This is a genomic window from Paraburkholderia sp. GAS199 (assembly GCF_050436585.1).
Lineage (GTDB): Bacteria > Pseudomonadota > Gammaproteobacteria > Burkholderiales > Burkholderiaceae > Paraburkholderia.
On the sequence record NZ_JBNDMM010000002.1, the window covers coordinates 1,152,114 to 1,172,867 of the forward strand.

Annotated in this window: 21 protein-coding genes; 7 read left to right on the forward strand and 14 right to left on the reverse strand. The window is 64.8% G+C overall.

Annotation, left to right across the window (positions count from 1 at the left end; all coding sequences use genetic code 11):
* Nucleotides 1-162: 162 nt before the first annotated feature.
* Both flgK and flgL read left to right on the forward strand, forming a co-directional pair.
* Nucleotides 163-2,139 carry a flagellar hook-associated protein FlgK gene (gene flgK / locus P3T18_RS11220; RefSeq protein ID WP_429299960.1) on the forward strand — a complete coding sequence of 659 codons (1,977 nt, stop codon included), beginning with the start codon at nucleotides 163-165 and terminating at the stop codon, nucleotides 2,137-2,139.
* Nucleotides 2,140-2,149: 10 nt separating this feature from the next.
* Entirely contained in the window at nucleotides 2,150-3,373 is a 1,224-nt protein-coding gene (gene flgL / locus P3T18_RS11225; protein ID WP_429299961.1) for a flagellar hook-associated protein FlgL, read from the forward strand.
* 91 nt (nucleotides 3,374-3,464) lie between these two features.
* Here the strand turns inward: flgL and fliR are convergent, their stop codons facing one another.
* The 13 genes from fliR to fliF form a co-directional block, all read right to left on the reverse strand.
* Nucleotides 3,465-4,247 carry a flagellar biosynthetic protein FliR gene (gene fliR / locus P3T18_RS11230; RefSeq protein WP_429299962.1) on the reverse strand — a complete coding sequence of 261 codons (783 nt, stop codon included), beginning with the start codon at nucleotides 4,245-4,247 and terminating at the stop codon, nucleotides 3,465-3,467.
* A gap of 37 nt (nucleotides 4,248-4,284) precedes the next feature.
* Nucleotides 4,285-4,554: a flagellar biosynthesis protein FliQ gene (gene fliQ / locus P3T18_RS11235; protein WP_429299963.1), complete on the reverse strand. Its 270-nt coding sequence runs from the start codon at nucleotides 4,552-4,554 to the stop codon at nucleotides 4,285-4,287.
* 22 nt (nucleotides 4,555-4,576) lie between these two features.
* Nucleotides 4,577-5,347 carry a flagellar type III secretion system pore protein FliP gene (gene fliP / locus P3T18_RS11240; protein WP_429299964.1) on the reverse strand — a complete coding sequence of 257 codons (771 nt, stop codon included), beginning with the start codon at nucleotides 5,345-5,347 and terminating at the stop codon, nucleotides 4,577-4,579.
* 65 nt (nucleotides 5,348-5,412) lie between these two features.
* Nucleotides 5,413-5,976, reverse strand: a complete 564-nt coding sequence (gene fliO, locus P3T18_RS11245) for a flagellar biosynthetic protein FliO (RefSeq protein ID WP_429299965.1) — start codon at nucleotides 5,974-5,976, stop codon at nucleotides 5,413-5,415.
* Complete coding sequence (fliN, locus tag P3T18_RS11250) at nucleotides 5,973-6,437, reverse strand: flagellar motor switch protein FliN (RefSeq protein WP_429299966.1); 465 nt, start codon at nucleotides 6,435-6,437, stop codon at nucleotides 5,973-5,975. Before fliN ends, fliO begins: the two co-directional genes overlap by 4 nt.
* Nucleotides 6,430-7,428, reverse strand: coding sequence for a flagellar motor switch protein FliM (fliM, locus tag P3T18_RS11255; RefSeq protein ID WP_429299967.1), 999 nt, complete (start codon nucleotides 7,426-7,428; stop codon nucleotides 6,430-6,432). Before fliM ends, fliN begins: the two co-directional genes overlap by 8 nt.
* Nucleotides 7,429-7,493: 65 nt before the next feature.
* On the reverse strand, nucleotides 7,494-7,994 hold the full coding sequence (gene fliL / locus P3T18_RS11260) for a flagellar basal body-associated protein FliL (RefSeq protein ID WP_429299968.1): 501 nt from the start codon (nucleotides 7,992-7,994) through the stop codon (nucleotides 7,494-7,496).
* Between the two features lie 780 nt (nucleotides 7,995-8,774).
* Nucleotides 8,775-10,289: a flagellar hook-length control protein FliK gene (locus P3T18_RS11265; protein WP_429299969.1), complete on the reverse strand. Its 1,515-nt coding sequence runs from the start codon at nucleotides 10,287-10,289 to the stop codon at nucleotides 8,775-8,777.
* A 50-nt stretch (nucleotides 10,290-10,339) separates the two neighbouring features.
* The gene (fliJ, locus tag P3T18_RS11270) at nucleotides 10,340-10,789 is read right to left on the reverse strand and encodes a flagellar export protein FliJ (RefSeq protein ID WP_429299970.1); all 450 of its coding nucleotides are present in this window, start codon (nucleotides 10,787-10,789) and stop codon (nucleotides 10,340-10,342) included.
* 2 nt (nucleotides 10,790-10,791) lie between these two features.
* A complete protein-coding gene (fliI, locus tag P3T18_RS11275) occupies nucleotides 10,792-12,426 on the reverse strand; it encodes a flagellar protein export ATPase FliI (RefSeq protein WP_429299971.1) in 1,635 nt (544 codons plus the stop codon).
* Entirely contained in the window at nucleotides 12,420-13,103 is a 684-nt protein-coding gene (gene fliH / locus P3T18_RS11280) for a flagellar assembly protein FliH (RefSeq protein ID WP_429299972.1), read from the reverse strand. Before fliH ends, fliI begins: the two co-directional genes overlap by 7 nt.
* On the reverse strand, nucleotides 13,090-14,085 hold the full coding sequence (gene fliG, locus P3T18_RS11285; RefSeq protein ID WP_429299973.1) for a flagellar motor switch protein FliG: 996 nt from the start codon (nucleotides 14,083-14,085) through the stop codon (nucleotides 13,090-13,092). The genes fliH and fliG overlap by 14 nt, the downstream gene beginning before the upstream one ends.
* The gene (gene fliF, locus P3T18_RS11290) at nucleotides 14,075-15,868 is read right to left on the reverse strand and encodes a flagellar basal-body MS-ring/collar protein FliF (protein WP_429299974.1); all 1,794 of its coding nucleotides are present in this window, start codon (nucleotides 15,866-15,868) and stop codon (nucleotides 14,075-14,077) included. The genes fliG and fliF overlap by 11 nt, the downstream gene beginning before the upstream one ends.
* A gap of 237 nt (nucleotides 15,869-16,105) precedes the next feature.
* On the opposite strand from fliF, the gene fliE reads away from it, so the two are divergent.
* The 5 genes from fliE (at nucleotide 16,106) to P3T18_RS11315 (ending at nucleotide 19,301) form a co-directional block, all read left to right on the forward strand.
* Nucleotides 16,106-16,441 (forward strand): flagellar hook-basal body complex protein FliE, encoded by a 336-nt coding sequence (gene fliE / locus P3T18_RS11295; RefSeq protein WP_429299975.1) that lies wholly within the window; start codon nucleotides 16,106-16,108, stop codon nucleotides 16,439-16,441.
* A gap of 232 nt (nucleotides 16,442-16,673) precedes the next feature.
* Complete coding sequence (gene fliS / locus P3T18_RS11300; protein WP_429299976.1) at nucleotides 16,674-17,108, forward strand: flagellar export chaperone FliS; 435 nt, start codon at nucleotides 16,674-16,676, stop codon at nucleotides 17,106-17,108.
* Nucleotides 17,105-17,431 carry a flagellar protein FliT gene (locus tag P3T18_RS11305; RefSeq protein ID WP_429299977.1) on the forward strand — a complete coding sequence of 109 codons (327 nt, stop codon included), beginning with the start codon at nucleotides 17,105-17,107 and terminating at the stop codon, nucleotides 17,429-17,431. The genes fliS and P3T18_RS11305 overlap by 4 nt, the downstream gene beginning before the upstream one ends.
* 98 nt (nucleotides 17,432-17,529) lie before the next feature.
* Complete coding sequence (locus tag P3T18_RS11310; RefSeq protein WP_429299978.1) at nucleotides 17,530-18,945, forward strand: flagellar hook-length control protein FliK; 1,416 nt, start codon at nucleotides 17,530-17,532, stop codon at nucleotides 18,943-18,945.
* Nucleotides 18,945-19,301 carry an EscU/YscU/HrcU family type III secretion system export apparatus switch protein gene (locus tag P3T18_RS11315; protein ID WP_429299979.1) on the forward strand — a complete coding sequence of 119 codons (357 nt, stop codon included), beginning with the start codon at nucleotides 18,945-18,947 and terminating at the stop codon, nucleotides 19,299-19,301. The genes P3T18_RS11310 and P3T18_RS11315 overlap by 1 nt, the downstream gene beginning before the upstream one ends.
* A gap of 24 nt (nucleotides 19,302-19,325) precedes the next feature.
* Here the strand turns inward: P3T18_RS11315 and P3T18_RS11320 are convergent, their stop codons facing one another.
* A complete protein-coding gene (locus tag P3T18_RS11320) occupies nucleotides 19,326-20,744 on the reverse strand; it encodes a coniferyl aldehyde dehydrogenase (protein WP_429299980.1) in 1,419 nt (472 codons plus the stop codon).
* Between the last annotated feature and the right edge of the window lie 10 nt (nucleotides 20,745-20,754).

A 20,754-nucleotide genomic window follows, 5' to 3' on the forward strand; every position in this document is an offset into this window, starting at 1 on the left:
CGGTCAATCTGGCCGAAGCCTTGCAGCACAAGCCTCGCAAACGTTGAAACAAACGTCGATCAAGCATCGAAACGGCCCTCAATTTTTCTCCTGCCAGGCCGTTAAACAAGATGTTCAAGCAACGCGGCGGCATGGGTACGCTGTCGCCCTTCAGGATGACGCATGTCGAGCAACCTCATTAATCTTGGCCTCAGTGGACTGAACGCAGCCCAGTGGGGACTCACGACGACCGGCCAGAACATCAGCAACGCGTCGACGCCGGGTTATACGATCGAAACCCCGGTCTACGCGGAAAGCGGTGGCCAGTACACAGGTTCCGGCTACTTGCCGCAAGGCGTCTCGACCACGACGGTGACGCGCCAGTACAGCCAGTATCTGACCACTGAGCTGAACAACGCGCAGAGTTCGAGCAGCTCGCTGGCAACGTACAACTCGCTGATCTCGCAGCTGAACAATCTGATCGGCAGCCCGACCTCCGGCATTGCCAGCGCGGTCACCAGCTACTTCACCGGTTTGCAGAACGTCTCGAACAACGCCTCCAGCCTGGCCACCCGCCAGACTGCGATGAGCGGCGCGCAGACGCTCGCGAACCAGATCAACGCCGCCGGCCAGCAATACGATGCGCTGCGTCAGAGCGTGAACACGCAACTCACCAACACCGTTTCGCAGATCAACAGCTACACGCAGCAGATTGCGCAACTGAACGGCCAGATCGCTCAGGCCAGCACGCAAGGTCAGCCGCCGAACCAGCTGATGGACCAGCGCGACCTCGCCGTGTCGAATCTGTCGCAACTGATCGGCGTGAACGTCGTGAACAGCAACGGCAGCTACAGCGTGTTCATGAGCAACGGTCAGCCGCTCGTGTCGACCACCAACAGCTACAACCTGGGTACGGCGCCTTCGACGGGCGACACCAGCGAACTGTCCGTGCAGTATCTCGGCCAGGCAGGAGCGAATCCGGCGGCCACGCCGCAGAATCTGCCCGACAGCAAGATCGACGGCGGCACCCTGGGTGGTCTGCTCTCGTTCCGCAGCCAGACGCTCGACCCGGCCGAAGCACAACTCGGCGCGATCGCCGTGAGCTTCGCTTCGCAGGTCAACGCGCAGAACTCGCTCGGTATTACGCTCGCGGGCGCTAAGGGCGGCGCGCTGTTTTCGGTGGGCAGCCCGACGGTCTACTCGAATTCCGGCAACACCGGCAATGCGTCGCTGAACGTCTCGTTCGCGGACCCGACGCAGCCGACCACCGGCGATTACACGCTGGCCTACAACGGCACCACCTACACGCTGACCGACAATTCGACCGGCAGCGTGGTGGGTTCGGCGACCAATCTGAGCCAGCCGATCAACGGCCTGAATTTCTCGGCTACCGGCACGATGAACGCAGGCGACTCGTTCACGGTCGAGCCTACGCGCGGCGCGCTGAACAGCTTCGCCACCGCGACGACCGACGCGTCGGCCATCGCGGCCGCGGCGCCCGTGCTCGGCGCGGCGGCATCGACCAACACCGGCACCGGCACGATCACGCAGGGTACGGTGTCGGCCGGCTACACGATGCCGAGTTCGACCACCACGCTGTCGTACGACGGCACCGGTCTGTCGGGTTTCCCGGTGGGTTCGACGGTGACGGTGGCGGGTTCGCCGGCCACCACGTATTCGATCACCAGCGCCACCACGGTCGTGCCGTATTCGTCGGCCACGGGTGCATCGCTGACGATCAACAACACCACCGCCGGCCAGATGAACAAGGTGTCGGTCACGATCAGCGGCGCGCCCGCTGCCGGCGACAAGTTCACCATCGGCCCGAACACCGGCGCGAGCAACGACGGCCGCAACGCGCTGGCCCTGTCGAACCTCTCGACCGCGAAGTCCATGTCGAACGGCACGGTCACGTTGACGGGCGCTTACGCGAACTACGTCAACCAGGTGGGCAACCAGACCAACCAGGTCCAGACCGCGAGCACCGCACAGGCTTCGCTGGTGACGCAGATCACCACCGCGCAGCAGTCGGTTTCCGGCGTGAACATTAACGAAGAAGCAGCCAATCTGCTTCAGTATCAGCAGCTGTATCAGGCGAACAGCAAGGTCATCCAGACCGCGCAAACCCTGTTCCAGACGCTGCTCGGCATCTTCCAGTGAGGCGTTGACGATGCGCATCTCCAGTTCGCAGTACTTCAATATGAACGTGTCGACAATGAGCGATCAGCAAGCTCAGTTGTCGCAGTTGTATGCCGAGATTTCGAGCGGCGTGAGCCTCTCCACGCCGTCGGACAATCCGCTCGGCGCGGCGCAGGCGGTGCAGTTGAGCTCGACGGCCACCAGCCTCGCGCAATACACCACCAACCAGAGCACGGCGCTCGCGTCGCTGCAACAGGAAGACACCACGCTCGGCAGCGTCAATACCGTGCTGCAAAGCATCCACACGCTGGTGCTGCGCGCCGGCGACGGCTCGCTGAACGACGGCGACCGCGGCGCGCTCGCCACGCAGTTGCAGAGTCTGCGCAGCCAGTTGATGACGCTCGCGAATTCGACCGACCCGCAGGGCAACTACCTGTTCGCCGGCTATCAAAGCACGGCGCAACCGTACAGCACGAATTCGGCCGGCGTGGTCGCGTATTCTGGCGACACCGGCACGCCGGTCGTGCAGATCACCGATTCGCACACGGTCCAGACCGGCGACAACGGCATCTCGATCTTCGGCAGCGTGGCGCCGATCGGCACGAGCGCGGTTCCGGCCGCAGCCACCGGCAATACCGGCACGGGCGTGGTCGGCGCGGTGAGCCTGAACAACCCGACCGATCCGACCAACGCCGACAAGTTTTCGATCAACTTCTCGTCGGCGACGACCTACACCGTGAGCCAGACCGATCCGGCGACCGGCACGGTCACGACCAGCGGTCCGCAAGCGTTCACGGCCGGTTCGGCGATCACGCTCGGCGGCCAGTCGGTCACGATCACCGGTGCGCCGAATGCTGGCGACAGCTTCTCGGTCACGCCCGCGACGCAAGGCAGCATGGACGTGTTCGCCAACCTGAGCCAGCTCATCACGACGCTGCAAACGCCGGTGTCGGGCGGTGCGTCGACGGCGAGCTTCCAGAGCGCGTTGACCACCAGCATGGCGCAGCTCGAAAACACGATGAACAATGTCGTCACCGCGCAGGCAGCGGTGGGTGGTCGTGAGCAGGAAGTGCAGGCCATTCAGACGGTCACCGGCACCAACACGTTGCAGACGACGAGCAACCTCTCGGATCTGACGCAGACCGACATGGTCAAGACGATCGGCAAGTACACGCTGACGCAAAACGCGCTGCAGGCTGCGCAACAGGCGTTCGCGAAGATCCAGAATATCTCGCTGTTCCAGTACCTGAACTGATCGGGCTGAACCAGCCGGAATGAAGAAGGGCGGAAGCCGGTGCAAACCGGGTTCCGCCCTTTCTGTTTGGTGCGGTGAAAAGCGCGTGACGCTATTTGAAGCCTGCTGCAACCCGTCCCATCTGATCGAGACCGACGTCGAACAGCCGCACGAAGAACGGAATCATGTTCGGGATCATGAGTTGCAGAAGCAGCATGCCGATCAGCATGGTGAGCGGAAAGCCGATCTGGAATACGCCGATTTGCGGTGCGGCGCGATTCAGAATGCCGAGCGCGAGGTTGGTGATGAGCAGGGCGGCGACCACCGGCAGAGACAGCAGCAAACCCGCCGAAAAAACCGTGCTGCCGAAGTTCGCCAGCGTGCGCCAGCCCGGCGCGCCGAGAATATTGGCCGACACCGGCACCGACTGGAAGGTGGCCAGCAGCGCGCTGATCATCTGGAGATGGCCGTCGATCACGAGGAACACCAGCATCGCGATGGTGTTCATGTAACTCGACAGCACCTGGCTCGAACTGGACGCCTGGGCGTCGAAAAAAGTCGCGAATCCGAGACCCATGCCGAGGCCGACGAAATCGCCGGTGGCGCTGATCGCCTGAAACACGATCTGCATGGTGAGGCCGAGCGCAATGCCGATCAGAAACTGATTGACGATGATCCACACGCCCTCGGCAGAAAACACCGTGACTTGCGGCAGGGCGCCGAGCGTCGGCGCGACGATGATGGTGATGAACGCGCCGAGGCCGATCTTCACGCGCATCGGCAGCGAACGGTTGCCGAGCACGGGTGCCGTGGCGATCAACGCGAGAATCCGCACGAACGGCCACAGGAACGCCGTGAGCCAGGCGTTCAACTGCGCATAGGTGACGGAAAACATGGCGGCGGGGAAACCTGGCGAAAGCGGGCGGCGGCGCTCAGTTGACGAGCGTGGGAATGTTGGTGAGCGTCTGGCGCAGATAGTCGAGCATGGTCGTCAACATCCACGGGCCGGCAATCACCATGGTGACAGCAATGGCGAGCAGCTTCGGAATGAACGAGAGCGTGCTTTCGTTGATCTGCGTGGCCGCCTGAAACAGACTCACCACCAGACCGACGACGAGTGCGACCAGCAACAGCGGTGCGGAGAGCAACAGGCCGACGTACATGGCCTGATGCGCGAGCGTCATGACGGATTCCTGATTCATGGCGTGTGACCCGAAGCGAAAGTTAGACGAAGCTCTGCGCGAGCGAGCCGAGCAGCAATTGCCAGCCATCGACCAGCACGAACAGCATCAGCTTGAACGGCAGGGAGATCGTGGCGGGCGACACCATCATCATGCCCATCGACATCAGCACGCTCGCCACCACCATGTCGATGATGAGGAACGGGATGAAAATCGTGAAGCCGATCTGGAAGCCGGTTTTGAGTTCGCTCGTCACGAAAGACGGCACCAGCAGCGAGAGCGGCACGTCTTCCGGACCTTGCATCGGCGCGGCGTGCGAGATGCGGGCGAACAGCGCGAGATCGCTTTCGCGGGTCTGGCGCAGCATGAATGTCTTGAACGGCGCGAGGCCGCGGTTCACGGCAGTTTCCATCGGCATCGAGCCTTCGGAGAACGGCTTGTAGCCGTCGGTGTAGGCTTTTTCGAGTACCGGGGACATCACGAACAGCGTGAGGAATAGCGCGAGACCGACCAGCACCTGGTTCGGCGGCGTGGTGGTCGTGCCGAGCGCCTGACGCAGCAGCGACAACACGATGATGATGCGCGTGAAGCTGGTCATCATCAGCACCATCGCCGGCAGGAACGACAGCATCGTGAGCAGCAGCATTGTCTGCACGCTCAACGAATACGTCGTGCCGCCGTTCGGGCCGGGGCTCGTGTTGAAGGCCGGCAGACCGGCGGCTTGCGCGAACGACAGCGTCGGCAGCGCGAGCATCAGCGCCGGTACGGCGAGCGGCGCAGCGCGACGCAGGCCGCGGCAAAGCAGTGAAATCATGCTGGAGGGGGCGCTGAGGACGTGCGCAGAGTGCGCTTCGCGCGCCGATTGAAGACTGGACTGCATTACCGAACTCCGCCGCCTTGCCCGTTGAAACGTTTGCCTACTTCGCCTTTCAAGGCGTCTCGAAAGCGTTGACCGAACGTACCGGGCAAAGCCGTGCCGCTCGCAGCCACACCCGGCGCGGACGGTTGTGCGCCCGTCACGGGGTCGAGTGCGCCGGAGCCTGCCGGCATCGTGTGAAGCAGACGGACATTGCCGGGCGCCGTGCCGAGCACGAGCCACGTGTCGCCGATCTCGACGACCGCGACCCGCTCCTTGCCGCCGAGCGAAGCGCCGCCGACCGTTTTCACGAGACCGCCGCGACTGGCCGGTTGCAGGCCGAAGCGGCGCGCAAGCCATGCGCAACCGAACACGAGACCGATCACCACCAGCAGACCGACCACGGTTTGCAACACCGCGCCCACGCCGAGCGCCGGGACGGCCGAGCCTGCGCCCACACCCGACGCGATTTTCGCGGCGTTGTTGACCGCGTTCATGTCGGCTGCCTGCGCCATCGGTGCGGCGCACAGCACAGCCGACGCGACCTTGGTCAGCGTCGCCATGGCGCGAACGGCAACTGCTTTCATCGATTCAGCTTCCGGATACGTTCGGACGGCGTGATGATGTCGGTCAGGCGAATCCCGAACTTGTCGTTCACCACCACCACTTCACCCTGCGCGATCAGGCAACCGTTGACGAGCACGTCCATCGGTTCGCCGGCCATGCCGTCCAGTTCCACCACCGAACCCTGCGCGAGTTGCAGCAGGTTGCGGATCGCGATCTTGGTGCGGCCGAGTTCGACGGTCATCTGAACGGGGATGTCCAGAATCATGTCGATGTCGTTGCGCGTCGAGGTCGGCTCGACCTTCGAGAGCGGCTGGAATACGCCGGCCGTGGCCGTGCTGACTTCCGCGTTGTCGTTCTGCTCGGCGAGCGCGCTCGCCCAGTCGGCCATCGCCGCTTCGTCTTCGGCGCTGGCTGCGTCGGCGGCCAGTTGCGGCTCGCCAGCGGCCAGTTCGGCCTCAGTCTTTGCGTTCAGGTCACTCATATCCACCTTCCTTCATCGTGTCGGCTGCGCTGATCATCTTCTGGACCCGCAACGCGTACTGACCATTGAAAATTCCGTAGCCGCACTCCATCACCGGCACACCGTCGACTTTCGCCGTGATGTGTTCGGGGATGTTGATCGGCAGAACATCGCCCTTGCGCATGTTCAGGATCTGTTCGAACGTGACCGGCACCTGCGCGAGGTCTGCCGTCAGTTCCACTTCCGCTGCCTGCACCTGCTGCGACAGCACGCGGATCCAGCGGCGGTCGACTTCGAGCGCCTCGCCCTGGATCGGCGACGAGAGAATGTCGCGAATCGGTTCGATCATCGAATACGGCATGCAGATATGCAGCGTGCCGCCGGTCGTGCCGAACTCGATCGAGAATTGCGTGACGATCACGATTTCGTTCGGCGTCGCGACGTTGGCGAACTGCGTGTGCATTTCCGAGCGCACGTATTCGAACGAAAGCGGGCGCACGCTTTTCCACGACGCCGTGTAGTTGTCGAACACCAGGTTCAGCAACTTGTTGATGATGCGTTGTTCGGTCTGCGTGAAATCGCGGCCTTCGACGCGGGTATGGAAACGCCCGTCGCCGCCGAACAGGTTATCGACCACGAAAAACACCAGATTCGGGTCGAACACGAACAGCGACGTACCGCGCAACGGCTTCACGTGGACCAGGTTCAGGTTGGTCGGGATCGGCAGGTTGCGGGTGAACTCGCTGTACTTCTGCACCTTCACCGGACCGACGGAGATTTCCGCCGAGCGCCGCATGAAGTTGAAGATGCCCACGCGCAGCAGGCGCGCGAAGCGGTCGTTGATGATTTCGAGGCCGGGCATCCGGCCGCGTACGATGCGTTCCTGCGTCGCGATGTTGTATGGGCGGACACCCACACGATCGGTCTGCTCGGCTTCCGAGTCGGACTCGCCGGTTACGCCCTTGAGGAGGGCATCGACCTCCTCCTGGGACATGAACTCTTCGTGGCCCATTCCTTATTCCTCGTGCGTCCCGTGACGGTTGATGATGGCGGCGCTGAATAACGTCCCGACGGACGTCACTGCACGACGAATTCGGTGAACAGCACGTCCTGAACGTGGATCGGCGCAGCGCCCTTGTCGGTCGGCTGTTCGATCAGCGTTTTCAGTTCCGTGGCGAGCGCGCGTTTGCCATCGAGCGGCGCGAGTTCTTCCGGGTGGTGATTCGACAGCGCGAGCAGGATGCGGCTGCGCACTTCCGGCATGTGGTCGGTGAGTTCCTGCTGGGTTTTCGGGTCCGTCAGCTTGAGCGTCAGGCCGATGCGCAGGAAGTGCTGCTGACCGTCGTCCGACTGAAGGTTCACCGTCATCGATTCGAGCGGGAAGAACAGCGGCGCGGGCGCCGGTGCCGGAGCTGCTTCAGCCGAGGCGGCGGCCGGCGCGCGTTTGGACATGAAGAACCACACACCCGCGCCGGCGGCGCCTGCGGCGATGATCGCGATGAGGGCGATCAGGATGATGCGCTTCAAGGGGCCCGGGGAAGCGGGCGCGACTTGCTGGTTTGCGGTCGTGGATGCCATGAGGTTAGCTTTGCTTGCCGTTAGTGCTGGTGATGGTGATTGTTGTTGATTTGCGCGGCGCGCGATGGGTCGAAAAGAAGGGTTATTGAGGGCTATCTCTGGTTATTGGTTTTTTGGCTGGCCGGCGGCTGGTGGTGTTTGTCTGCGCGCAGCGCTCATTCTTATGTTTTTGGTTTATTAGTGTTGCCCCTGTGCGGGGCGGCACTTACTTTCTTTGCTGCGGCAAAGAAAGGTAAGCAAAGAAAGCCGCTCACACCGCTAATGCTATTCGTTATCAGCGGCGCTTCTTGGCTGCAGTGGCCCCGGAGCATCCGACGTGTCGCGCACTCCGCGTGAGTGACAAGGCCGTCATCAGTTCCGGCGGCGCTCCGCGCGCCGAGCGGTTTGCATGGGAAACCGAAGGTTTCCATTGAGCTTTTCGCCGAGGCAAAGCCGACGGCTGGCACAGCGAAAAAACGAAGTGATTGGTTGAATGAAGTACCGCTCCGGCGCGCGCAGCGTCGCCGGAACGGATGACTGCTGTACCACTGCGGGTGACGATCCACGGTCGGCCCTATCGGTCTCCACTCCGCGTGGTTATGAGAGGTGCCCGCTTAGGGTTAGCGGTGTGAGCGGCTTTCTTTGCTTAGCTTTCTTTGCCGCGGCGCCCCGAAGGAAGTCCGCTTGGTGGACAAAGAAAGTAAGTGCCGCCCCGCACAGGGGCAACACTAATAAACCAATAACGCAAAGAAAGACCGCCTCGCGCAGGCAAAAATACCACCCGCCCGAAAGGGCAAAAACTCAAGCAAATGTATCCACCAACCCCACACTCCGCCTAACACCAACCCCACCACCAGCAACACCCGCAGCGTCAGCCACAACACCACCATCACCAAACGTCCCACCCGAAGCCCCACGCCCAGAGCGTCCATCACCGGCACCAGCCTGCTGCTGCCCGCTACTCTGACGCGCAAATCCATCACTCACGCTGGCGCTGCCCAACCCGATCCCGTTCGCTTCCATCGCCTCGCGCAACTTCGGCAACGCCGCCTCGACGGCCTCGCGCACCTGCTGATGCTGGGAAACGAACAACGCATGGGCGTGGTTATCGGCGACCTGCAACACCACCTGCAGCGGACCGAGGTCCTTCGGATTCAAGGTCAGCTCGGCGCTCTGCGAATGGGCGTTCGACAGAAATACGACCTTCTGGCTCAGCGCGTCTTCCCAGTCGGCGGTGCCGACATGCGGTGACAACGCGTTCGCGGCTTCCGCGGCACCGGCATTGCCGGTCGTCTGGACCGCCGAGGTCGTGCTCGCGGCGCTTGCCGCCGCCTGCGTGGCGGCGAGGGCTGCGGTCGCGGCGTCGGTGGCGCTCTTGAACGACGCCAGATCGCCGGCCTGCGCGCCGCTCGTCGCGTTCGACGCCAACGCGTCGGCCGCCGATTTGGCCGTCGCCGACGGATCGGCCACGGTGGTCGCGGCAGCCGTCAAAACGCTTTTCGTGGCGTTGCCGCCCTTGCCGTCGCCGAACAGCCCGCCTTGGGCGTTCTTGCCGTCGACCGTGCCGTTCAGACCGGCGTTGGCGTTGCCTGCAAGACTATTCGCCGCTGCGCCGCTCGCCATGGCCTGCTGCTGCGCGACGCCCTGACCGCCTGCGAGTGCGGCCAATGCCGCCTGTAACGCGTCCTGCACCGACTTCGGATCGGTCGCGGCGGTCTTCTTGCCGGTCGTCGTGCCCGTGGTGCCGTCGGTCGTCGTGCCGGGCAGGCCGGCGGCGGTGTCGGCGAGCGTCGTCGGGAGATCGGTGGTGTCGGGCGTGGCGGCGCTGTTCGCGTCGGCTTGCGCCTGAGCCTGGGCTTGGGCCTGAGCCGCAGCGGCGGCCGCTGCCGTGCCGGCGTTCGCCTGGCTTGCCGCGCTGCTGTTTTTCGGCGGCGTGGCGGTGGATTTATCGTTGCCGGCTTGCTGGGTCGCGTCCGAAGTCGAATTCGACGACGAAGCGTTCGCCGTGCTGCCGTTGTCCTTGCTGCTGCTCGCGGCGTCCGTGCTCTTCGTCGACGGATCGGCGGGCGGCGGTGCATCGTGAACGCTCGACGTATTCGCCTGCGACGACGGCGCCGGCGACGGGCTCGGCGCGACCTGAACCGGCGGCCGCGAGGACGCGCTGGCGCTCTGCGCGGCGGCATTGTTCTGCTGGTCGATGCTCTGCTGGAGAGTCTGCGAGAACGGCTTGGCGTTCGCCGCCGCAGCCATGGCCGCGTTGGTGGACGAGTTGCTGGCGGTGCCGAGCAACGAGCCGATCTGTGAAAGAAGCGACATAGGTGATCCTGTCAATCCGTCAAACGGGGTGTTCTAGTGTTCGAGGCGCGTCAGACGCCTTCCGCGCGCATCCGCAGAATCCGCGCGGCGTGCTCGTCGGCGTCGCGCTGTTCGCGGCGCGCCACCGTCTTTGCTTCGGCGGCTTCCCCGCGCGCCTGCAACACTTCGTACGAGCCGAGCTTCTGCTTCTGACGCTGCCAGTCGGGTTTGGCGGCTTCGACGCGCGCGTCGGCCGTCGCCAGCAGCTTGCGTTGCTGTTCGATGGCGGCGTCCAGCGTGTCGATGAATGCCTGGAAATTGCGCATGTTGCCGGCCGGCATGCCGCTCTGGGCGGTCGCCGTGAAGCGCGCGTGGTACTCGTCGCGATACTGCACCAGCGCGTCGAGCTGCGCCTTCACGTCGCTGCGCTCGCGCTGCGCGCGGCCGAGTCGTTGAGCCGCGGCGTCCACATCGTCTTTGGCCAGACCGATGAGTGTCTTGATCGGAAAGTGTTTTGCCATCGTCAGCCTCCTTGGGCGAACAGGGCGTCCAGCATTTGAAGACTCGGTTCAAAGTTCGCGCATTCGCGGAAACCTTGCTGCAAAAATGCTTCCATCCGCGGATACAGCGCAATGGCGCGGTCGAGCAGCTGGTCGCGCCCGGTGGAATAGGCGCCCACGTTGATCAGATCGCGGTTGCGCTGATAGCGCGACAGCATCTGCTTGAACATACGCGTTTTATCCAGATGGTTTTCGTCGATCAAAGCGGTCATTGCCCGGCTAATCGACGCTTCGATGTCGATGGCGGGGTAGTGGCCGGCCTCGGCGAGCGAACGCGACAGCACGATGTGGCCGTCGAGAATCGCGCGCGCGGAGTCGGCGATCGGGTCCTGCTGGTCGTCGCCTTCGGTCAGTACGGTGTAGAACGCGGTGATGGAACCGCCGCCCGCCGGACCGTTGCCGGTGCGCTCGACGAGCGCCGGCAGCTTGGCGAACACCGAAGGCGGATAACCCTTGGTGGCGGGCGGCTCACCCACGGCCAGCGCGATTTCGCGTTGCGCCATGGCGTAGCGGGTCAGCGAATCCATCAGCAGCAGCACGTGCTTGCCCTGGTCGCGGAAATATTCGGCGAGCGAGGTGGAATACGACGCGGCCTGCATCCGCAGCAGCGGCGAGACGTCGGCAGGCGCGGCGATCACCACGGAGCGCGCCAGACCTTCCTCGCCGAGAATCTGTTCGATGAATTCCTTCACTTCGCGGCCGCGTTCGCCGATCAGGCCGATCACGATCACTTCGGCGCTGGTGTAGCGCGCCATCGTGCCGAGCAGCACCGATTTACCGACACCCGAACCGGCGAACAGGCCCATGCGCTGACCGCGTCCCACGGTCAGCAGCGCATTGATCGCGCGCACGCCGACGTCGAGCACCTTGTGGATCGGCTCGCGATTCAGCGGATTGATGACCGGCGCGGAGAGCGGGGCGTCGGCGTGCGCGCCGAGCGGGCCGAGTCCGTCGAGCGGACGGCCGGACGCGTCGAGCACGCGGCCGAGCAATTCCCAGCCGACCGGCAGGCGCTTCGCGCCCGCCATGGGGTCGGCGATCGGCGCGCTTTCGAGCGGAAACACGCGCGCGCCGGGCAGCAGGCCGATCACTTCGGTGGTCGGCATCAGAAACAGTTTGTCGCCGGAGAAGCCCACCACCTCGGCTTCGGCCATCGGCAGCGAACTGCCGGCCGGCAGTTCGATCATCACCTCGGCGCCGACCGAAAGACGCAGGCCGACGGCTTCGAGCACCAGACCGGCGGCGCGCGTCAGGCGGCCACAAGCGCGCATCGGCTTGGCGATGGCGTTGCGCGCGCGCAGCGCGTCGAGACGGCCGCGCCATGCCTGCATGTGCGGATTGCTGTCGAGCGCGGGGTCGTACGGGGCGGGAGCCGGCGGAGCCGGCTTCGAGGCGGCGGTTTCGTTCGCCGGCGTGGCGTCCTGATCGCGCAGGGCGGCGTCGATGGCGGCCACAGCCGCGGCAGCGGACGGCAATGCGGGCGGCATTGCGGGTTCCGCTTCCACCAGCGCTTCGGCGCCGAACGAGGCCAGCGCCAGCTCGCGTTCGAGCGGCGTCAGGTCGCTTGCGCGAATCTCTTCGAGTGTCGGCTTTACCATGTGCTCACCTTGCCGAGTGCAGCAGCCACGCGCTCCCAGCGCGTGTCGATGCCGGCGTCCACTTCACCGGAATTGGCCTGAGCGCGGCAGCCGCCGCGTTCGACCGACGGGTCGGTGCGCACGGTCCAGCCGCGCGTTTGCAACTCTTCCATCAGATAGGCTTCGACCACCGGCAGGTCGGCCGGGCTGACGATCAGGGCGGGCGCGCCGACCAGCGTCGGTTCGGCGGCCAGCACCTCGCGCGCGGCGGCGATCAGCGCGGTCGGGTCGTGCTGCACGTGCTGGCGGACCACCTGTTGCGCGATATCCAGAGCGAGCGCCACTAGCGTCTCGGAGATCGCGCCCTGGGCGCCGTCGAGCGCGTCTTTAAAGGTGTGGGCGAGCGCCGCGAGCCGCATGGCTTCTTCGCGCGCTTCGCTCTGGCCTTGTTCGAAGCCTTGCGCGTGACCTTGCTCGTAGCCGGCCTGATAGCCGAGCGCCTGACCCGCGACGTGACCGGACGCAATGCCCTGGGCATGAGCCGCGTCGCGCAGACGTTCGAGTTCGGCCTCGAATGCGCCGTCGTCGACTTCGGGTTCGGGCGGTGCGGGCGGCGCCGGATCGAACGACGCCATCTCCCAGCGCTGGTAGGCCGAGAGGCTTGCCTTCGCCGGAGAGTTCTGATCAGACATATGCATCTTCCGCCTTGCCGCCTAGTACGATCTGGCCGCCTTCGGCCAGGTTGCGCACGATCTGCAGGATGCGGCGTTGCTGCGTCTCGACTTCGGAGACGCGGACCGGGCCGCGCGCATCGAGGTCTTCGGCGAGCAGTTCGGCGGCACGCTGCGACATGTTCGACAGGAACTTCTGGCGCAATGCGGGCGGTGCGCCCTTCAGCGAGATGATCAGCGCCTCGGACTCGACTTCCTTCAGCAGCAACTGGATCGCGCGGTCTTCCAGGTCGAGCAGGTTCTCGAACACAAACATCTGATCGATGATCTTCTGCGCGAGTTCCGCGTCGTACTGGCGAACGTTCTCGATGACGCCTTCTTCATGATTGCTCGACATGAAGTTGAGAATTTCGGCCGCCGTGCGAATGCCGCCCATCGGGCTGCGCTTGAGGTTGTCGCTGCCGGAGAGAAGGCCGGTCAGCACGTCGTCGAGTTCGCGCAGCGCAGCCGGCTGGATACCGTCGAGCGTGGCGATACGCAGCAGCACGTCGTTGCGCAGGCGGTCCGTGAAGCAGGCGACGATTTCCGACGCCTGATCGCGGTCCAGGTGAACGAGGATGGTCGCGATGATCTGCGGATGCTCGTTCTTGATGAGTTCGGCCACCGCTGCGGAATCCATCCACTTGAGGCCTTCGATACCGCTGGTATCGCTGCCCTGCAGAATCCGGTCGATGATCGCGCCGGCCTTGTCGTCGCCGAGCGCCTTGGTCAGCACCGAACGGATGTACTCGTTGGAATCGAGCGACATGCCGGTGTGCGTCTCCGCCTCGCGTACGAACTCCTGCAACACCTCGTCGACCTGCTCGCGGGTCACGCTTTTCAGCGCGGCCATCGCGACACCGATCTTCTGGACCTCGCGCGGTCCGAGGAACTTGAACACCTGCGCGGCTTCTTCCTCGCCGATCGACATCAGCAGGAGCGCGCTCTTCATTACGCCTTCAGCGCTCATCGGACACCCAATTTTTCACGACGGTTGCGACAATCTTCGGATCCTGGCGCGCGATATTGCGTGCGAATTCCAGGTTCCGTTCGTATTTGTGTTTCGAGCTTTCCAGCGCCAGCATCTCGCTGTCGGTTTCGATCTGCACGACCGCGCCTTCGCGTTCGGCGGCCGGGATGCCGTCGAGCAGCACCGGTTCGTCGTCCGGCGACGCCAGCGCGGCAACGGCGGCCGGCGCCGGCGGCGGGAACGCACGGCGCAGCGCCGGCTTCACCATCACGAAGTACAGGAACAGAGCGACTGCACCGATGCCGAGGTAGGTCGCGATCTGCTTGTAGAGCGCGATCATGTCCGGCGTGCGCCACCACGGCAGGTCGGCGTTCGGGTCGATGTCCATGTTGAACGGGCTGTTCACCACGTTGACCGAGTCGCCGCGCGCCTGGTCGAAGCCCATCGCGTCCTTCACCAGCTGGTTGACCTGCGCGAGCTTGTCGGCCGTGACCGGCTGCATGGTGGCGTGACCCTTGGCGTCGACCACGCGCATGTAGTTGACCACCACCGCAACCGAGAGACGCTTGATGCCGCCCATCGGCTGTTCCAGGTGGCGCACCGTCTTGTCGAGTTCGTAGTTGGTAGTCGCGTCCTTGTGATCGCTGACCGGCGTGGTCGTTACGCCGCTCGCGCCATTCGGTGCGTTGATCGGCGCCGACGCCGGTTGCGGCGGCTGGTTCGACAACGCGCCCGGCACGCCCGACGCACCGGCCTGCGACATTTCGGTGGCGGTGCTGGTTTGCTGGCTGCGGATCGCGGCCTGTTGCGGATTGCCGTTCGGGCCGTAGTTTTCCGAGGTCTGCTCGCTGTGCGAGAAGTCGATGTCGGCGCTGACCTGCGAATGCGCGTTACCCGAGCCGAACAGCGGCGAGAGAATCGCGTCGATCCGTTGCTGGGTGCTGCGCTCGATCTGCTGGCGGTATTTCAGCTGCGACGCGTCGAGGCCGCTGCCGGTGGACGGTTGCGTGAGCAGGTTGCCGTCCTGGTCGAGGATGGTCACGCCCTTGACCGGCATGTCCGGCACCGCCGACGACACCATGTGCGTGATCGCCAGCACCTGGCCTTCGTCGAGCGCACGGCCCGGATAGAGATTGACCAGCACTGACGCCGACGGCGCTTCCTTGTCGCGCACGAACACGGAGGGCTTCGGAATCGCCAGATGCACGCGTGCCGACTTCACCGAGGAAATCGACTCGATCGTGCGTTCGAGTTCGCCTTCCAGCGCGCGCTGATAGTTGATCTGCTCGGCGAACTGGCTGATGCCGAACTTCTGGTTGTCCATCAGTTCGAAGCCGACCGAACCGCTCTTGGGCAAACCTTGCGAAGCCAGACGCAGACGCATTTCATGCACCTGATCGGCCGGCACGAGGATTGCGCCACCGGCGTCGGAGAACTTGTAGGGAATGTTGGCCGCCTGGAGCGCCGTGATGATGGCGCCGCCGTCGCGGTCGGACAGATTGCTGTAGAGCACCTTGTAGTCCGGCGCGCGCGACCACAGGAACAGACCCGCGACGATCGCCACCAGCAGCGCGACCGCGAAGATGAGCGGGGCGCGCGGGTTGCCGCGCATTTGCGCGAGGCCCGACAGGCGTTGACCGAAGTTGCCGCCCAGGCTGTTCCCCAGGCCGAGGTCGGCAGCGCCGCCGGCCGGGGTCGAACCGCCCGCACCGGCGCCGGACTGCGCGCCGGCGAGGCCCATGCGGGCGTCGGGGTTGATCAAAGAGTTGGCTGACGAATCCATGCGTCGGGTTTCTCCGGAATGCCTTTTGCGTTCTGCCGCAGCCGCCGCACCGAGGGTCGGCGGGCGTGCGGACAGACACTTTCACCCTTGAAATTATCCGCATGGGCGGGGAAGCCGATTGCTTGAATAGAGCGGGGTTTCCCCCCTACTTTCGGGGCTTTCCCGCATGGGCCGCTGCTATGCTTTCGTCCAGACCGGTACCGTATCCGCATACCGGTCGTCATTCCTGGAGAGAACATGACTATGCCCGTGAACGCGCTTTCGTCGGCGCTGCAACAGATGCAGTCGATGGCGGCGCAAGCGGCCGGCAGCAGCAGTACCGTCGCAGACCAGTCCGGCGCCGCGTCGGCCGGCGGTTTCGCGTCGGCGCTGAAAGCCTCGCTGGACAAGATCAGCGGCGATCAGAACAAGGCGATCGGCGAGTCGAAGGCCTTCGAACTCGGCGCGTCGAACGTCTCGCTGAACGACGTGATGGTCGACATGCAGAAGGCCAATGTCGGCTTCCAGTTCGGCCTGCAGGTGCGCAACAAGCTGGTGTCCGCCTACAACGACATCATGCAGATGTCGGTGTGAGCACGACGGGGGCGGCAAGGCAGGTCCGCCCGCCCCGCGTCATGCACGCTCGCAGCCTTGTCGGGCGGCCCGGTCAGGCCGTCAAGCCATCGCGCCCCTTATTCCTCCTTACACCGGCCTAAAGCTTTCCGGCTGCCTATCCGATAACCAGATACAGGCAGAAATCGGGGCACGGAAACGTGGCCGGATGGGGGGCCACGACCAACCGCAGTGCAAGAGAGGAGGAGCGCCGATGTTTTCCCCAGGACACTCTGGAGCCAACGCGTATGCACGCGTCGGCGTCGAGACAGGGGTGATGGGCGCGAGTCCGCATCGTCTGATCGTGATGTTGTACCAAGGCGCCCGGCAGGCGATCGCGCAAGCACGCATGCATATCCAGCAGGGCAATGTGCCGGGTCGAGGAGAGTCGATCGGCAAGGCGATCCAGATCGTCGAAAGCGGGCTGCAACAATCGCTGAACCTCGAGGCAGGCGGCGAGATTGCAGAGCGGCTGAACGCGCTATATGGCTACATGTCGCGTCGGCTGCTCGAAGCCAACATAAAACAAAGCGAGGCGATGCTGGTCGAGGTCGATGGGTTGCTTGCGACGCTCGAAGAAGCATGGATCGGGATTGCCCCGGAGATCGCGCGGATGGCTGCCCAGCCCGCCGCGGAAAGCATGAGATGACATCGAACGCAGAATATTTCGCCCGCTACGAGGCGATTGCAGCGATTTCCCGCCGTATGTTGATGGTTGCACGGCGAGACCTGTGGAACGATCTGGTGCACTTGCAGGAGGAGTACCGGCATCTGGTGGAGGCATTACGCGACGCCGAGAGCGGCGTGAAACTCGACGATTCGGAGCGTCTGCGCAAGTACGAGCTGATCCGTCAGATTCTGGCGGACGACGCCGCTATTCGCGATCTCGCGAATCCGCGCATGGCCAATCTGTCGGCCTTGTTTACGGGACGCCCGACGCGCGTGCTCAAGGAACTGTACGGGGCGCGCTGAGCATGGACTTATGCAGACCGCTCGTCGGGTGCTGCAGTTCTGCTGTTATGCCAGAGGTGCCCTGAGCGCGCCGACGCAAATGTGACCAAGGAATCGGGATGAACGGAATCGACACGGTCGTCACTTCGCTGCTCGCGAACCGGGTCGACAGTCTGCTCAATATCGCGCCGGGCAGTGCGACGGCGTCGCAAACCGGCGCGGCGGACCTCGAGACCGCGCCCGCCATCGGCGCACCCATCGTCACGCAAGCGCCGCAGGCTTCCGCGCAAACCGCCTTGTCCGCCGTTGCGCTCACGCTCGACGCCATCATGCGTTCGGGCGGCGAAGCGACACCGGCGGTGCTCGGCCAGACGCCGATCTGGCCGGCTGCTCCCGCACTGGACGTCGAAATTGCCGGCTTGCCGCTTTTCGACACGGGCGTACCGCCTTCCGCCAATCCGAACACTGCCGGCGCCGCGACGGCAACCAATGCCACTGCGGCCACCGCCGCTACGGCGAATGTCGCGGCGGCGCAGGTGCCGGTCGCGGCGCTCGCCGCCGCCCTTCAGCAGACGGTCGACGACAGCGGACTCTTCTACGAAGCTCATCTCGCGCAATGGCTCGAAGGCCAGCGTTCACCCGCCCAGCTCGCGAGCGAGCCGCAGAATCGGCTCGTCGCCGCGTCCGCGCAATTGCCGCTCGACTGGGCGAACGACGGCGAAGCGTCGGCGTCCGGCAATCCGGCGACCAATGCGGCCGGTCGTCAAGGCGCGGGCAGCGCCAACGGCAACACGGCCGATGGTAATAACGCCGCGCGCATGATGCCGTCGATCCAGACCGCGCAGGCGGCACGCTTCGTCGCGGGCGAAGTGCTGGCCAGTTCGCTCTCCGATCTGAACAGCCAGTCCGCGCATGCCGGATTGCACAGCGCAACCACGCCGTCAGCGAGCGACGGCTCGACGCAGACTTCGCAATCGATGACGGCAGCGGTTCATCCCGCCACCGTGCCGCTGGTGCGTCAGCAACTCGACATGCTCGCCACCGGGCAATTCCGCTGGACCGGCGAAGCGTGGCCGGGCGCGCGGCTCGACTGGACCATCGAGCAGGACGGTGACGAATGGGATCGCGGCGGCGGCGGCGCGGCCAGCGAAGACGACCAGCCGTGGCGCACGCGCCTGACGCTGTCGCTACCGACGCTCGGCACCGTCGACGCCGAACTCACGCTCACCGGCATGCGCCTGATGGCGCGCGTGCAGGCGAGTCCCGGCGGCGCCGCCCGGCTCGTGACGCAGGGCGAACAGTTTCGTCAGCGGCTCGCGGCGGCCGGCATCGAATTGCATGGTTTGACGATTCGCGAGATCGGCGGCGGCGTGCCAGGTGCAGCGGCCGCCGGCAGTCCCGGCGCGGCGGCGGCTGCGCAGGCCGCGGCGTCGGCGTACGCCCGTTCGGCGTCGGTGGGCGCAACGGCGGCCGGCGCAGCAGGCCAGCGTGGTCCGCGCGCCACGCCGTCCGACGACTTCGACTGGGACATGTGATGAGCCGCAAACATCGCCGCAGCGCGGCTGCGCTCGCCTACGACCCGAAAGGCGCCGATCCGGCTCCGCGTGTGATCGCCAAGGGCTACGGCATGCTGGCCGAGATGATCGTGCAGCGCGCCAAGGAATCCGGTCTTTACGTACACGAGGCGCCGGAGATGGTCTCGCTGCTCATGCAGGTTGACCTCGATTCGCGTATTCCGCCTCAGCTTTATCAGGCGGTCGCGGAGTTGCTCGCGTGGCTGCATCGGCTCGAAAGCGGCGCGATCGAAGCCCCCGCAAGCGACACCGCCGACTCCGCCGACGTCACCGACGTGGTCGCCACCGACATCGGCGGCGCTGCAGCGGCGCGCTGAGTTTCGCGCGCCTTCGGGCTCGCCTCAGAAGCGCATCATCAATTTCAGCAGTGCATTCACGCGCTTGCCGTACGGCGGCGAAATCCAGCCGCGTGCGTTCAGACGCGCCTGCGTGAGCACCGGCTTCATCTTCGAGAAAGTCACGAAGCCTTCGTAGCCGTGATACGCGCCCATGCCGCTTGCGCCGACACCGCCGAACGGCAGGCTCTCGCACGCCAGATGCATCAGCGTTTCGTTGATCGCCATGCCGCCCGCGATGGTGTCGCGCGTGACGCGCTCGATGGTGGCGGAATCGTCGGCGTAGAGATAGAGCGCGAGCGGACGCGGTCGGGCGTTGACCCACGCGATCGCGTCGTCGAGCGTGTCGTACGGGACGATCGGCAGGAGCGGGCCGAAAATCTCTTCCTGCATCAGCGTGCTTTCGTCCGGCGCATTCGTGACCGCGATCAATGGAAAGCGGCGCGTGGCGGGGTCGGGCGTCCCGTCGGTGAGTCGATGAAGCTGCGCGCCCGCGGCCTGCGCTTCGTCGGCGAGACGTTGCAGGCGCGCGAAATGGCGCTCGGAGATGATCGAGGTGTAGTCGAGATTGGTGGCGAAATCCGGATACATCGCCGACATGCGCGCGCGGGCCCGTTCGATGAACGCCTGTTCCTTGCCGCGCGGCACCAGCACGTAGTCAGGCGCGATGCAGGTTTGCCCCGCGTTGAGCGTCTTGCCCGCGACGAGGTTGTCCACGGCATTGTCGAAACGCGCATGCGTGCCGATGATCGCCGGCGATTTGCCGCCCAGTTCCAGCGTGACCGGCGTCAGATGTTCGGCGGCCGCGCGCATGACCTCATGACCGACCTTCGTCGAGCCGGTGAACAGCAGATGGTCGAACGGCTGCGCGCTGAAGGCGGCGGCGAGCGCGGCGTCGCCGTTCACGACCGCGACGTGTTCACGCGCGAACGTCTGGCCGATGAGTTGCTCGAACAGCGCCGAGGTGCGCGGCGTCAGCTCCGACATCTTGATGATCGCGCGATTGCCGGCGGTCAGCGCGCTGATGAGCGGCCCGGCGGCGAGCAGCACCGGATAATTCCACGGCACGATGATGCCCACCACGCCGAGCGGTTGCGGCACGACCTTCGCCCGCGCAGGCATGAGCCATTTGTTGGTGCTGCGGCGCTGCGATTTCATCCAGCGTTTGCCGTGTCTGAGCGACGCGTCGATCTCTTCCTTCACGAGCAGGAACTCGGCGAGCAGCACTTCCTGCTTCGCGCGATTGCCGAAATCCGCGTTCATGGCTTCGGCGAGCGCATCGCGATTGTCGAGCATGACTTTACGCAGCGCGCGCAAATGCGCGGCGCGCGTTTCCCACGACGGATAGGGCGCGCGCAGATAGGCATGACGTTGATCGCGCAGCAGCGCTTCGAGCGCGGCTACTTCCGGCAGATCGTTCTTCATAGGTCCACTC

Excerpts from the sequence above, each read along its gene's own strand:
- fliL (WP_429299968.1), bottom strand. The coding sequence starts at position 7,994 with ATGGCATCCACGACCGCAAACCAGCAAGTCGCGCCCGCTTCCCCGGGC.
- fliJ (WP_429299970.1), bottom strand. The coding sequence starts at position 10,789 with ATGGCAAAACACTTTCCGATCAAGACACTCATCGGTCTGGCCAAAGAC.
- flgL (WP_429299961.1), top strand. The coding sequence starts at position 2,150 with ATGCGCATCTCCAGTTCGCAGTACTTCAATATGAACGTGTCGACAATG.
- fliG (WP_429299973.1), bottom strand. The coding sequence starts at position 14,085 with ATGAGCGCTGAAGGCGTAATGAAGAGCGCGCTCCTGCTGATGTCGATC.
- fliP (WP_429299964.1), bottom strand. The coding sequence starts at position 5,347 with ATGATTTCACTGCTTTGCCGCGGCCTGCGTCGCGCTGCGCCGCTCGCC.
- fliE (WP_429299975.1), top strand. The coding sequence starts at position 16,106 with ATGACTATGCCCGTGAACGCGCTTTCGTCGGCGCTGCAACAGATGCAG.
- fliR (WP_429299962.1), bottom strand. The coding sequence starts at position 4,247 with ATGTTTTCCGTCACCTATGCGCAGTTGAACGCCTGGCTCACGGCGTTC.
- P3T18_RS11265 (WP_429299969.1), bottom strand. The coding sequence starts at position 10,289 with ATGTCGCTTCTTTCACAGATCGGCTCGTTGCTCGGCACCGCCAGCAAC.
- fliQ (WP_429299963.1), bottom strand. The coding sequence starts at position 4,554 with ATGAATCAGGAATCCGTCATGACGCTCGCGCATCAGGCCATGTACGTC.
- fliO (WP_429299965.1), bottom strand. The coding sequence starts at position 5,976 with ATGAAAGCAGTTGCCGTTCGCGCCATGGCGACGCTGACCAAGGTCGCG.
- P3T18_RS11320 (WP_429299980.1), bottom strand. The coding sequence starts at position 20,744 with ATGAAGAACGATCTGCCGGAAGTAGCCGCGCTCGAAGCGCTGCTGCGC.
- P3T18_RS11315 (WP_429299979.1), top strand. The coding sequence starts at position 18,945 with ATGAGCCGCAAACATCGCCGCAGCGCGGCTGCGCTCGCCTACGACCCG.
- fliM (WP_429299967.1), bottom strand. The coding sequence starts at position 7,428 with ATGGGCCACGAAGAGTTCATGTCCCAGGAGGAGGTCGATGCCCTCCTC.
- fliH (WP_429299972.1), bottom strand. The coding sequence starts at position 13,103 with ATGCATATGTCTGATCAGAACTCTCCGGCGAAGGCAAGCCTCTCGGCC.
- fliI (WP_429299971.1), bottom strand. The coding sequence starts at position 12,426 with ATGGTAAAGCCGACACTCGAAGAGATTCGCGCAAGCGACCTGACGCCG.
- P3T18_RS11310 (WP_429299978.1), top strand. The coding sequence starts at position 17,530 with ATGAACGGAATCGACACGGTCGTCACTTCGCTGCTCGCGAACCGGGTC.
- fliS (WP_429299976.1), top strand. The coding sequence starts at position 16,674 with ATGTTTTCCCCAGGACACTCTGGAGCCAACGCGTATGCACGCGTCGGC.
- fliF (WP_429299974.1), bottom strand. The coding sequence starts at position 15,868 with ATGGATTCGTCAGCCAACTCTTTGATCAACCCCGACGCCCGCATGGGC.
- P3T18_RS11305 (WP_429299977.1), top strand. The coding sequence starts at position 17,105 with ATGACATCGAACGCAGAATATTTCGCCCGCTACGAGGCGATTGCAGCG.
- flgK (WP_429299960.1), top strand. The coding sequence starts at position 163 with ATGTCGAGCAACCTCATTAATCTTGGCCTCAGTGGACTGAACGCAGCC.
- fliN (WP_429299966.1), bottom strand. The coding sequence starts at position 6,437 with ATGAGTGACCTGAACGCAAAGACTGAGGCCGAACTGGCCGCTGGCGAG.